The organism is Enterovibrio norvegicus FF-33 (assembly GCF_000286835.2).
Lineage (GTDB): Bacteria > Pseudomonadota > Gammaproteobacteria > Enterobacterales > Vibrionaceae > Enterovibrio > Enterovibrio norvegicus_A.
The window spans coordinates 453795-467069 of record NZ_AJYD02000038.1; the positions used below are offsets into that span (position 1 = coordinate 453795).

At 46.9% G+C, this 13275-nt stretch carries 11 protein-coding genes; 6 read left to right on the forward strand and 5 right to left on the reverse strand.

Features of this window, described 5'->3' with window-relative positions; genetic code table 11:
- Positions 1–363: 363 nt before the first annotated feature.
- Complete coding sequence (locus tag A1OO_RS10310) at positions 364–648, reverse strand: hypothetical protein (RefSeq protein WP_017002969.1); 285 nt, start codon at positions 646–648, stop codon at positions 364–366.
- A gap of 279 nt (positions 649–927) precedes the next feature.
- Between A1OO_RS10310 and A1OO_RS10315 the strand changes: the two genes are divergently transcribed.
- Positions 928–1890: an integron integrase gene (locus tag A1OO_RS10315; RefSeq protein ID WP_026023802.1), complete on the forward strand. Its 963-nt coding sequence runs from the start codon at positions 928–930 to the stop codon at positions 1888–1890.
- A gap of 240 nt (positions 1891–2130) precedes the next feature.
- Here A1OO_RS10315 and A1OO_RS10320 read toward each other — a convergent pair whose 3' ends face one another.
- Entirely contained in the window at positions 2131–3645 is a 1515-nt protein-coding gene (locus A1OO_RS10320) for a fumarate hydratase (RefSeq protein ID WP_026023803.1), read from the reverse strand.
- A gap of 320 nt (positions 3646–3965) precedes the next feature.
- Between A1OO_RS10320 and pabB the strand changes: the two genes are divergently transcribed.
- The 4 genes from pabB (at position 3966) to A1OO_RS10340 (ending at position 9144) form a co-directional block, all read left to right on the forward strand.
- Positions 3966–5336 carry an aminodeoxychorismate synthase component I gene (gene pabB / locus A1OO_RS10325; protein WP_026023804.1) on the forward strand — a complete coding sequence of 457 codons (1371 nt, stop codon included), beginning with the start codon at positions 3966–3968 and terminating at the stop codon, positions 5334–5336.
- 107 nt (positions 5337–5443) lie between these two features.
- Positions 5444–6121: a CoA pyrophosphatase gene (locus A1OO_RS10330; protein ID WP_241819091.1), complete on the forward strand. Its 678-nt coding sequence runs from the start codon at positions 5444–5446 to the stop codon at positions 6119–6121.
- A 201-nt stretch (positions 6122–6322) separates the two neighbouring features.
- The gene (locus A1OO_RS10335; protein WP_017002973.1) at positions 6323–7588 is read left to right on the forward strand and encodes a serine/threonine transporter; all 1266 of its coding nucleotides are present in this window, start codon (positions 6323–6325) and stop codon (positions 7586–7588) included.
- A gap of 194 nt (positions 7589–7782) precedes the next feature.
- Positions 7783–9144: an L-serine ammonia-lyase gene (locus tag A1OO_RS10340; protein WP_016958052.1), complete on the forward strand. Its 1362-nt coding sequence runs from the start codon at positions 7783–7785 to the stop codon at positions 9142–9144.
- 176 nt (positions 9145–9320) lie between these two features.
- Here the strand turns inward: A1OO_RS10340 and A1OO_RS10345 are convergent, their stop codons facing one another.
- From A1OO_RS10345 to nfsA, 3 genes are all read right to left on the reverse strand, one after another.
- On the reverse strand, positions 9321–9899 hold the full coding sequence (locus A1OO_RS10345; RefSeq protein ID WP_016958053.1) for an RNA polymerase sigma factor: 579 nt from the start codon (positions 9897–9899) through the stop codon (positions 9321–9323).
- A 455-nt stretch (positions 9900–10354) separates the two neighbouring features.
- Positions 10355–11578 (reverse strand): L-lactate MFS transporter, encoded by a 1224-nt coding sequence (locus A1OO_RS10350; protein ID WP_016958054.1) that lies wholly within the window; start codon positions 11576–11578, stop codon positions 10355–10357.
- Between the two features lie 430 nt (positions 11579–12008).
- Complete coding sequence (nfsA, locus tag A1OO_RS10355; protein WP_016958055.1) at positions 12009–12731, reverse strand: oxygen-insensitive NADPH nitroreductase; 723 nt, start codon at positions 12729–12731, stop codon at positions 12009–12011.
- A 280-nt stretch (positions 12732–13011) separates the two neighbouring features.
- Between nfsA and A1OO_RS10360 the strand changes: the two genes are divergently transcribed.
- Positions 13012–13275, forward strand: a complete 264-nt coding sequence (locus tag A1OO_RS10360; protein ID WP_016958056.1) for a GrxA family glutaredoxin — start codon at positions 13012–13014, stop codon at positions 13273–13275.

Below are 13275 nucleotides of genomic sequence, written 5' to 3' on the forward strand. Positions count from 1 at the left end.
CATAACAGGCGCATATCAAACCACCCAATACCGCTTAAACCATTGTATTCACGATGTTTTGAAAAACACCGAACCGAAATTGCGTCCTGTTGATAGCCTTGTTAGCGCAAGATTCGATTGTTCGCGGCTTGCCGCCAACCACCCTTTTGAACAAAAAGAATGACTTAAACACAAACCAAATGACTTGAGTGAACCACCAAGAAAAAGCCCTTTGATTTGAATTCTGCGCTTCAACCGATAAAACAAACACTTTAACCAACAGACGATTTGAAATCTAAAGTCAGACCCATTTAAACCACCTGCTATAAAAAGCAGGTTTAGCTACCAAACTTCGTACCAAGTACATCAAGAAAGAACAGGCAGCTAACGTCGTTTTAAGGGGCGAAAAACATTAGCTTCACGTACAAAAGCCACCTTAAACGCCAAAAGTTGATTTAACAAAATTTGCGGAGATGTTTTGCGTCCGCCTTGAAAGCCTTTGTTATAAAGCTGCCACCCAATCCAATTGATTAGCCACATCTCGCCTTTTGCCTTTGCAAACAGCCCGCAGGATGCTTGGTCTTTTCTGGCCATTGATGGCTTGTTTGCAACACTTTCAATGGTGAGCGGCGATCCAAAACCAAACCGCTTTTTTGTTGAGAAAACCACTGTGGTTTGGCGCTCAAAGTCGCTGCTTACATGTAAGTAAAATTACAGCGTATAACATTTTAATAGACATCAAAGTGGTGCATTTAAACACCCCAACATGTCCCATAATTACGGATGCCCACTTTTCCTTAGTGAGCAACATATTGTTTTCAAAAACCTTATCGCGCACATCTCAAAGTTGGCAAGAGGAAACACCCCAAAACGGCGTCGGTGAATATTATGCACCGTCATTAGCTAAACTGGATGCATTCACAGTATCCAAAAGGCAGTAAAACAACAATGACGTCCCCCTTTCTTCAAATGATAAGCGAGAAAATGTATGTTCAACGCTACGCGAAGCGGACCATACAAGCGTACCTTCATTGGATCTCAACTTACATCCGGTTTCATCAAATGCGTCACCCTTCAACAATGGGCGATAAAGAAGTCGAAGAGTTCCTCAATGATCTCGTGAACAAAAAAGATGTAGCGGCAAACACACAAGCGCTGGCTCTAAACGCCTTGGCCTTTCTTTACAAAGAAATTCTTGATAGCCCACTGTCACTAAAGCTGAATTTCGTTTCAAGCCAAAAAAAGCAAAAGCTTCCTGAAGTGCTCACACACAGTGAAATAAAACGCTTTTTAGATTGCTGCCCGCCCACGCACCATCTCGCCTGCTCGCTCATGTATGGCAGCGGTTTACGCCTGATGGAAGCGGTGCGTCTGCGCGTAAAAGACGTTGATTTTGATTTTCGCTGCATCAAAGTTATCGATGGTAAAGGCGGCAAGAACCGTGTCGTCACACTCGCCCCCGAGCTATTCAATGCCCTTCGTGCTCAAATTCAACACGTCGATTACGTACTAAGCCTTGATAATAAAAATCCGAGTTTCTCTGGCGTTTGGATGCCACATCGACTCAGGGAGAAATACCAAACTCAATCTCGTGCACTGCCGTGGCAATATCTGTTCCCTTCGCAAAAACTCAGTGAAGACCCAGAAAACGGCCTTGTGCGTCGCCATCATATTGACGAAAAGCAAATTCAACGCGCCGTGAGATCAACCACCAAATTGGCCGACATACAAAAGCACGTCACGCCGCACACGTTAAGGCATTCATTCGCGACGCACTTACTGCAATCAGGGGCAGATATTCGTACAGTCCAAGCACAGCTAGGTCATTCTGACGTGCGAACCACACAAATCTATACGCATATTCTACAGAACGGTGCGCAGGGTGTGACCAGCCCACTCTCTCGTATATAGCCCTGTATTTTGCCACGCTACCGCCCCTGAATAGACCTTCAGTAATGGGAAGTTAGACAATGTAATAATGTTATCGCCATGTGAGTAAGAATGGAGCACAGGAAAGTATTTTTGCAGGGAAGGTCTTGAACATGAGACACGCTGTTAATGTTGACTCAGTAAGCCTTTGCGTTGACAGGTAATGATTATAGAAAGAAGCCGCAACACTCGCTGCGGCTTTGACACTAAATATTGATGGCGTTAACCGTCCATCTCAGCGATTTTCACTTTCCACGTATCCGGGCCAATTTGGTGCGCGTTGTCACCGCGTGAGTCAACGGCTACGGTCACTGGCATGTCCACAACGTCGAATTCGTATATTGCTTCCATACCCAAATCTTCAAACGCGACAACGCGCGCTTTCTTGATGGCTTTTGAAACAAGGTATGCAGCGCCGCCAACGGCCATCAAATAGACCGCTTTATGCTGCTTGATAGATTCAACCGTCGCGGGGCCGCGCTCGGCTTTACCGATCATGCCAATAAGGCCAGTATCACCCAGCATCATCTCGGTGAACTTATCCATGCGCGTTGAGGTTGTTGGGCCTGCCGGGCCTACCGCTTCGTCGCCCACTGCGTCAACAGGGCCAACGTAATAGATGAAGCGACCATTAAAGTCGACGCCTTCTGGCAAGCCTTCACCGTTGTTCAACATTTCTTGAATACGTTTATGCGCGGCATCGCGACCGGTTAAGATCTTGCCAGACAGAAGCACAGTTTCCCCAGTTTTCCACTCTTGGATATCATCTTTACTGATGTTATCTAGGTTAACGCGACGCACGTTGTCGCCCACTTCCCATGTCACTTCTGGCCATTCTTCTAGCTTTGGTGGCACCAATTCCGCAGGGCCTGAGCCGTCAAGGGTGAAATGCACGTGGCGCGTTGCCGCACAGTTCGGGATCAAACAAACGGGTTTAGACGCCGCATGGGTCGGGGCGGTTTTGATCTTCACATCAACCACGGTGGTCAAGCCACCAAGGCCTTGTGCGCCAATACCGAGTCGATTTACACGGTCAAAAATATCTAAACGAAGTTCTTCTTCCGCATTTTGCGGGCCGCGATCGATAAGCTCTTGAATGTCGATGTGTTCCATCAACGATTCTTTCGCCAGTACTGCCGCTTTCTCAGCCGTACCGCCAATGCCTATACCCAGCATACCCGGTGGACACCAACCCGCCCCCATGGTTGGCAGCGTTTTTTCTACCCACGCCGCTACATCGTCAGAAGGGTTCAGCATTACCATTTTGGTTTTGTTTTCTGAACCGCCGCCCTTGGCTGCAATTTGAATTTCTACCGTGTTACCTGGCACCATATTGATGTGCACAACCGCTGGCGTATTGTCTTTAGTATTAAGACGTTTGCCTGCAGGGTCAGCAACCACAGACGCACGCAGAGGGTTATCGGAATTGTTGTAAGCGCGGCGTACACCTTCATCGACCATTTGCTGCACGGTCATGTCGCCTTCCCACTGAACATTCATACCAATGTTCACGAAACACGTTACGATGCCGGTGTCCTGACAAATAGGACGTTTTCCTTCAGCGGACATACGCGAGTTGATTAGAATTTGCGCGATGGCGTCTTTAGCTGCTTGGCTTTGCTCTTTGTTGTAGGCCTTTTCAAGGGCTTGAACAAAATCGATAGGGTGATAGTAAGAAATATACTGCAGGGCGTCAGCGACACTGTCGATAACGTCTTCCTTACGAATGAAGGTCATAGTTGCCTCTTTCATTGTTATGATTCCTTGGCGCTGCTTACTCGCTTATTGGTGCGGGCTAAACAGAGCTTCCAGTAAAGCGTTCTTATAGTCAAAGCGTAGGCCGCTTTTGGGGGAGCGACCTAACTGTATCTTTGTATGTGTCAAACACATGATAGACAGGCATCATGCCCGAAACCGTTCGTGTGTTTTGCTTTCCACGTTGTGCTAAATGCAAAAACTGCCTGTTGGCGGCTTGAGTATAAACCCCGCGAATATGATACTCTTACGACCCAATCAGCGCCAATTGACGCATCAATGCCGATCACAAAAACACGAAAATGACAGAATCCAGACGAACGCCTATCTCTTTGCAGTTTCTTGAGTACTCTCCGTCAGCGCTCACGTCCTTATTTTCTCGAATCGAACATTTGCCTTGGGCCATGCTGCTGCAATCTGCTGCGCAGTCACACCCCGACAATCGATTCGACATTCTCGTTGCCGATCCCATTGCCACTTTGTGCAACGAAAACGGCATTAACCTAATTCGCTATCGTGATGGACGAACATCTGCCAGCGAGACAGATCCGTTTGAAGAACTTCACGCACTGCAAACAGCACTGCTTCCGAAACTTGACCATATCGCCCCTTGGCCTTTCTTAGGCGGCGCGTTAGGGTATTTCAGTTACGATTTAGGGCGTCAGGTCGAAACACTGCCAGCATTAGCCATGCGGGATATCGATATCCCCGATCTAGCAATCGGCATTTATGATTGGGCGATCATTGCTGATCATCAGGAAAAGAAAATGGTTGTCATTCAGCCTGCAGGTGAGCAGCGTTTGGTTTGGCTGAATAAACAATGTGCGCCTGAGCAACAAGACTTTACGCTTGAAGGCCAATGGCAAGCGAACATGACGCCGCAAAGCTATACCGAGAAGTTCAATTGCGTACAGGCATACCTCACATCCGGGGACTGCTATCAAATTAACTTAGCACAACGTTTTGAAGCCCCTTATCTTGGCAGCGAATGGGAAGCGTATCAGCGTCTTGCCCACATTAATGGGGCGCCATTTTCTGGGTTTATGCGCATGGAAGACAGCGCCATTCTTTCTGTGTCGCCAGAACGTTTCTTGCAACTGCATGACCAAGCCATCGAAACCAAACCGATTAAAGGGACGCGTCCTCGAAGCGACGACCCAAAAGTAGATGCAGATAACATCCACTGCTTACAACATGCAGAGAAAGATCGCGCAGAAAACCTGATGATCGTCGACCTACTTCGTAATGATATTGGCCGTGTTGCCTCGCCAGGTTCAGTAAATGTGCCTAAACTTTTTAATATTGAGACATTCCCAGCCGTTCACCACATGGTCAGTACCGTAACGGGAACGCTCTCGGAAGGAAAACATGCCACGGATTTGCTCCGCGCGTGCTTCCCTGGCGGTTCCATTACCGGCGCACCAAAGGTCAGAGCAATGGAAATCATTGAAGAACTCGAACCTCACCGTCGAAGCATTTATTGTGGCAGCATGGGATATATCAGCCGTTGCGGCACGATGGACACAAGCATCACGATTCGCACGCTTGTTTGTCATAAACAACGTATCTATGCATGGGCAGGCGGTGGCGTTGTTGCAGACAGTGAAGCCGCATCGGAATATCAAGAAACATTAGACAAACTCAGCAAAATCCTGCCGACCTTGTCTAAGTAAAATAGCTTTCGTCAGTATGGTCTTCCCATACGTAGCCTTCATACACAGTATTGGCAAACACAGTCTTAGCAAGCACCTAGGAAGTACGCATGGAAAATGCAGCAAGGATGAACAGTACAATCACGTTGAATCAATCTGCTATTTTGGCGCCTCAGACGCGCCAAAGCCCCATGCGCCCCCTTTCTCGAAACTGGCTGGTTCAACGCTTTAGCCTCAGCCCCAGCCACAATTACGACGAGCGCGTGATACAACGCGCCACCGACGCCATGAAACGCCAGGTAGGGAGTGAGTTACGCCCTGCAGCCGTGATGATTGCGCTGGCAGAGAGAAACGGTGAATTGCATGTCTTGCTAACCAAGCGCGCCACGCATTTGAAGCATCACCCCGGCCAAATTAGTTTCCCTGGCGGCAAAGTCGAAAATTCAGACCAAGACATCGTTGAAACGGCGATCAGAGAAATGGAAGAAGAGATCGGTGTCTGCACAAATCGCGATGATCTTCTCGGCTGTTTGGCGTCATTACCTACCGTGAGTGGGTATCTCGTCACACCGGTTATAGCTTTTGTTGATCCTTCTTACACCCCCGTCATCGATTCCAACGAAGTCGATACGCTCTTTGAAGTACCACTCGCTCAGTTTTTGAGACGAAAAGCCATTCGCAAGCAACCCTTCCTCGTTCGCGGGAATACCTACGATATCTATGCCATGAGCTACCAAGAACACCTGATTTGGGGGGTCACCGCACAAATCCTTCATGCGCTCAGTCGGCAACTTTCTCTAAACTAATTTTGATTTAATAAACTATTTTTAGTGTGTTTAAACATAGTTTTTAAACCATAAAAATTGATAACGGGGTCAGATCAATTAAATTCGTTGCACGAATTATTATTGCTACAAAAAGTGATCCTCATCACTTTATAGTCTGCAAAAATGTAAATAATACGCATCAAATTCAGATCCGTTCCGTATTATTTTGGTGACTAATTGATGAATACTCACTCCACCGTAACTTCCAGCGCAGACAAAATGAAGTGGTCAGCGCAAGACACAACTTGGATGCTATCGCTGTTCGGAACAGCTGTAGGTGCAGGTATCCTCTTTCTTCCAATCAATGCAGGCTTAAACGGATTCTGGCCGCTGGTTGCTCTCGCTGTTCTGGTAGGTCCTATGACTTATCTGGCTCACCGTGGTTTGGCACGTTTTGTACTGTCATCTAAAAAACCAGGTAGCGACATTACTGAAGTTGTTGAAGAGCACTTCGGCGCGACAGCGGGTAAACTCATCACTTTGCTATACTTTTTCGCGATTTACCCAATCGTTCTGATTTACGGCGTTGGTATTACCAACACGGTTGACTCTTTCATGGTTAACCAGCTAGGCATGGAATCACTTCCACGCGCTGTACTTTCAATTGTTCTTATCCTTGGCATGATGTCTGTCATGCTGGCGGGTGAGAAACTGATGTTGAAAGTGACTCAGTTCTTGGTTTACCCGCTAGTGACCATCCTACTGTTCATGTCTGTTTACCTTATCCCTGATTGGAACATGTCTGCACTGCAGCAAGTGCCTTCAGCCGGTGACTTCATGACCACCATCTGGATTTCTATTCCTGTATTGGTCTTCGCGTTTAACCACAGCCCTGCAATTTCTGCATTCTCTATGGCACAAACGCGCAACTACGGTGACGACGCAGAACGTAAAGCGAAACAAATCCTGATTCGCACGTCTGGTATGTTGCTTGGCTTCGTTATGCTGTTCGTGTTCTCTTGCGTACTAAGCCTAACGCCTGCTGACCTTGCAGAAGCAAAAGCTCAAAACTTGGCGGTTCTGTCTTACCTTGCGAACAAGCACGACAGCCCATTCATTTCTTACTTGGGTCCTGTTGTTGCTTTCGTTGCTATCGTCTCTTCTTTCTTCGGTCACTACATGGGTGCACGTGAAGGTCTGAACGGTCTCATCATCAAGCAACTGCGTTCACGCAACAAAACAGTTAACTTGAAGAAAATCGACATGTTCACCGTGACGTTCGTTATCATCACTAGCTGGATTGTAGCAACCATCAACCCAAGCATTCTGGGCATGATCGAGTCACTGGGTGGCCCAATCATCGCAACGATTCTGTTCATCATGCCGATGTACGCAATCAAGAAAGTACCCGCGATGCAGAAGTTCGGTGGCAAGGCGAGCAACATCTTCGTCACCTTCATGGGTCTAGTAGCAATTTCAGCGATTATGTACAGTTTCGTATCGTAATAAATCGTGTAGAATAGCCACGAATTATAGAGCAGGATGCTTTTCACGCATCTTGCTCTTTTTGCTTTCTAAATCAGTAACCCCAGACTTCCCCTACGGTACTGATTTACGTCGCCTCCATGGATGGATAAACGAAAAACTAAATCCAAATGTTCGCTTTGTGTAAAACGCGGGCATTGACTGAGGTATGACTAATGATCAGCGTTTTTGACATCTTCAAGATCGGTGTAGGCCCTTCAAGCTCTCACACTGTCGGCCCAATGAAAGCCGGCAAATCTTTCATCGACGATTTGCGTAGCAAAGAAATGCTCCGTGACACCACCAAAATCACCGTTGATGTCTATGGCTCACTCTCTCTTACAGGTAAAGGCCACCATACCGATGTCGCGATCATCATGGGTTTGGCGGGCAACACCCCTGAACATGTAGATATCGATAGCATTCCGGGCTTTATCGCACGCGTTGAAGAAACCGAACGTATGCCGGTTGGCATGCATTGCCATACGGTGGATTTCCCACGTGAAGGCGGCATGAACTTCCACAACACCAATTTGCCATTGCACGAAAACGGCATGCAAATTCATGCGTGGAACGGCGAAGAGAAGATCTACACCAAAACGTATTACTCTATCGGCGGTGGTTTCATCGTTGATGAAGAAAACTTCGGCAAAGAAGACGCTAACAAAATCAAAGTCCCTTACGATTTCAACAGCGCTGAAGAACTGCTGAGTCATTGTAAAGAAACCGGATTGTCGATCAGTGCCGTTGTCATGGCTAACATGCACGCCATGCACTCTGAAGAAGAGATCCAAACCTATTTCGGTAACATTTGGCGCACCATGCGCGAGTGTTTAGATCGCGGCATGAGCAACGAAGGTGTTCTACCTGGCCCTCTGCGCGTTCCACGTCGTGCTGCAGCGTTGCGTCAACAGCTTATCTCGTCTGAGAAATTCTCAAACGATCCGATGGCAGTGATTGACTGGGTAAACATGTTCGCGTTTGCAGTTAACGAAGAAAACGCAGCGGGCGGTCGCGTAGTCACTGCACCAACAAACGGCGCATGTGGCATCATCCCTGCGGTTTTGGCGTACTACGACAAGTTCATCCAGAACGTTGGCCCACGTGAATATATTCGCTACTTTGCAGTAACTGGCGCGATTGGTGGCCTTTACAAGCAAAACGCGTCTATTTCAGGTGCGGAAGTTGGTTGTCAGGGTGAAGTGGGTGTTGCTTGTTCTATGGCTGCAGCCGGTCTTGCTGAACTGATGGGCGGTAGCGCACAACAGGTGTGTATTGCTGCTGAAATCGGCATGGAACACAACCTTGGTCTCACGTGTGACCCTGTCGCTGGTCAGGTACAGGTTCCTTGCATCGAACGTAACGGCATTGCTGCAATGAAAGCAATCAACTCAACGCGTATGGCGCTTCGCCGTTCGTCTGAGCCTCGTGTTTCTTTGGACAAGGTTATTGAGACCATGCTGGAAACCGGCAAAGACATGAACGCGAAATACCGCGAAACGTCTCAAGGCGGTCTAGCCATTAAAGTGATTTGCTAACACTCTCAGATCTGCCAACGCGCGTATTGCTAGGCTGAATGAAACAAGAAAACCGCCAATTTGGCGGTTTTCTTTTATTAATGGTAAACGTTTAATGTCTCTCGCTTTATATACCTGAGTGACCTCGATATACAGAATCACCCGCATGTTGAGGTGACTCGGGTATAAATCTACTCTCACGCAATCGCGAGCAGCCCCTCTTCTCTCACCACATGTTTCTCAGCCGCATCAATCGCTCGGTATAAACGCATTTTCGTTGCGCTTAACCCCAGCCCCAATACATTGCTGATCTCTTCCAACGACAAGTCATGCTCAAACCGGAGCACAAGAATTTCCTGCGCCGTTTTCGCTAACGATTTCACCGTATGTGAAATGCCATCTTCTGTTGTGACCGGACATTTTTCTTCACTGCCCGCTTCTTCTTGTGTCTCGTCGGAGACAAAGCGCTGTGCATGAGTCGCGCGCTTTTTTAAATAGCTTCTGCACTGGTTGTCTGCAATTGCATATAGCCAGCTTCTGAATGCTGCTTCGCCGCGGTAGGCATGGATGTAGCGGTAACTCCGCACTAAGGTTTCCTGCAATACGTCATCCGCATCATAAGGACACCCCAACCAAGCCATGCATCGACGATGTAATGGTGACAAATAGCAAGCGACCAGCTGGTCAAAGTAATTGCGGGCTAAGGGATGCCCCGCCTGAATCTTGTCTATTTGTTCACGCTCACTGTTCACACAGGTTGAATCCACTGAATGCATGTTAATACCCTCCTGGTATTCGGTGGTGAACACAACCTAGCCAATGCGGGATCAACAATCAAACGCTGTTTTCTATTCAGGCGTATCTAAAAAAACATACAAAAAACCGACAGGTCTAACCACCTTTAATGAACACTGTTTTATTTTCAGTGACTTACTGATGTCTATATAGAACGACGTTCAATTACACTAAAGAATGTAGGTATTTATCATGTCTCATTAATTCTCACGGGTGGAACACAATATTAGAATCGAACACTGGTCAGACCATAAATTCAACCCTTCTAAATACTGACAAAATGCTGGAAATGGGGAGAAAGCATAAGAAAAAGGTTAGAGGGGACAATCAAGTGTTGAGGGGGAAAGACGCGAAGTTCTTGGTCAATGAGACATTCTTCAGGCATTAAAAAACCCGCTCAATGAGCGGGTTCTTCGAAACGTATTAACGTCTGCCGTTACGCGGCAACTTGCTGTTCTTGTGTTTCCGTCGCTTTCACTGGTTTAGTGATAACTGACAGAACAACCGCAACACCCAGCATAACGGCACAAACAGTGTAAGCCATCACGTAGTTACCGGTCATGTCTACTGCTGTTGCAGCAACAACAGGACCAATGAAGCCACTCACACCCCAAGCAGTGTAAAGCACGCCATAGTTACCACCGTAGTTTTTCAAACCGTAGTAATCAGCAGTGATAGATGGGAATACCGCCAGAAGCGTACCGTAACCAACACCGGCAACAGCAGCGCCAACCATCAGGGTGAACTCAGTGTTGTAGGTTGCAAACATCATCATGTTGATGCCTTGCATGATGAACGCCAGCATCAGGGTTTTTAGACCGCCGATTTTGTCAGACAAGATACCTGCTGCAACACGGCCACCAGAGTTAAAGATAGCCAGAACAACAACCAGGAAGGCCACTTGCGTCAAATCAGATTGGTTGATCGCGATAGAGGTAATGTTACCAATGACCATCAGACCCGCAGAAGACGCCAATGCGTACATCAGCCACAGTGAGTAAAACTGTGGCGTCTTAACCATCTCACGCCAACCTACGTTCATATCACCCGCGCCTTTCTTAGCCACGTAGCCAGCAGGTGCTTCTGGGGTGTAATCCGCAGGTGGGTTGTTAATAGTGCAAGCCAATGGCACAGCAAGAACCAAAATACCCACACCGAGGATCAAGAAACTGGTGTTAACACCGTAGTTAGTGATCAGAGTCGATGTCAGTGGCGCAAGGTAAACCGCAGCCAAACCAAAACCCGCAGCAATCAGGCCATTAACCAGACCTTTCTTCGAAGGGTGGAACCACTTCATTGCAGCAGGAGCAAGACACGCGTAACCGAAGCCGATACCACAACCTGTGATAACACCAAAGCTCAGCAGTAGCGTCATTGGCGTGGTAGCAAAGCTAGAAACGATCATGCCGATACCAACCATAACAACACCCAAGATCAACACTTTACGTGGACCCATACGGTCTTGAAGGTTACCCGCTACCAACAAAGAAATGGCGAAACAGATGGTTGCAACGGTGTAAGGCATTGATGCATCGGCGTTTGACCAACCCTGCTCTACCAAAGACTGTTTGAAAACAGACCATGCGTACAGAATACCAATACACATATTGATAAAGAAACCGGCAGCAAGAACGCCCGTAGCTTTGTTCAGTTTTTTCATGTTACAACTCAATAAAATCACGACTAAAAGGTGTCGCTGGAAAAACCCAAGTTCCAAGACCTAACTGCGTCACCTATAACAACAACCAAACCGTGTTAACGCTATGACTAATAAAGACATACGGCTAAAAATGGTTCAATTCCATAAATTATTTTTGGCATTTCTCAAATCGAGTGAGAACAACCAAAGCGCGCGGAGTCTATCAGGGATTCATAACGTGATCAAAATCTACTTTTATTTAACGCGAAAAAAGATTTTCGAATGATGAAGAAGTAGACAAGAAATGTAACATAGACAGCTTTATTACGATGCGTAAAATAGATATAAGCCATTGTTATAATTAAATTTACATGAAAAATATCTTGTTACACCCTGACACATGTTAATGCCATTCGCACATAAAGTTACCGTATCGTAACAAGCAAAATGACTACTTAACGGCGAAGCCTTTACTGTGTAAAAAATCACGCATAAATGGGCGTGATTCTTTGTCCAACGTAGCTGAAATCTGTTCACTCCAGCTCATCGTTCTATTGCCACCTGTGCGCGTTGAATAGTATTCACGAACCACGTCGTCATATTCGGCTAAGCGTGTTTTATCCATCGGCTGATATTTATCTTCGTGGACCATCAAATCAACAGGCAAACGGGGTTTAACTTCTGGGTCTTGCGCCGGATAACCTAAACACAAACCAAACAAAGGGACGACTTGTTCAGGAAGTTTAAGAAGATCACTGACTTTGTCAGGATTATTACGAAGCCCACCAATATATACGCCTCCCAACCCCATCGACTCTGCAGCAACCAATGCATTTTGCGCCATTAGCGCAGCATCCACCGCCCCGATTAACATTTGCTCCGCAAATCCGACTTTGGCATCCGGCTTTATCTGTAAGTGGCGATGGTAATCCGCACAGAAAACAAAGAATTCAGCCGCCTCCATCACATAGGCTTGATTGCCCGCATACTCAGCAAGCAAGCGACGTTTCTCTTTATCTACGACTCGAATGATGCTGGTGCACTGAATGAAACTCGATGTCGATGCTGCACGCGCACAGTCAATAATCGTGCAACGCTGTTCATCTGAAATTGGCGTGCTCTCAAATTGACGAATCGAACGATGGGCTAAAAGCGTCTCTATGGCAGCATTCATGTTCTCATCCTTATCATTAGGGTCGGTATTATTCTAATCCGGTTCGGTCCTTACTATACCCAAACACGCACCTCAACATGCTTGTTTACGTATACCTGCGTGTTTCTCGCCATCGAACGGTCAAAATTTCATTGATAGCTTTCTCCGATTGGAATAAAAGTTAAAACCTTCTTTTATCTTACAATCGCATCAGGCATAGTTTGCACAAGTCAGATGATGAAGCCGCATGGATGTGTTTGGCACCATCACTAAAAGTTTATAAATAATAGGATCGTAGATTATGTTCGTAGTTATTTTTGGTCGTCCTGGTTGCCCATTCTGTGTGCGCGCGAAAGATCTGGCAGACAAATTGAAAGAAGAACGTGATGATTTCAACTACCGCTATGTTGATATCCACGCGGAAGGCATCAGCAAAGCCGACCTAGAGCAAACCGTCGGTAAGCCTGTTGATACAGTGCCACAGATTTTCGTAGACCAAGATCACGTCGGCGGCTTTACTGAGTTCGAAGCCTATGCAAAAGCAAACCTAGGCCTGTACGACTAA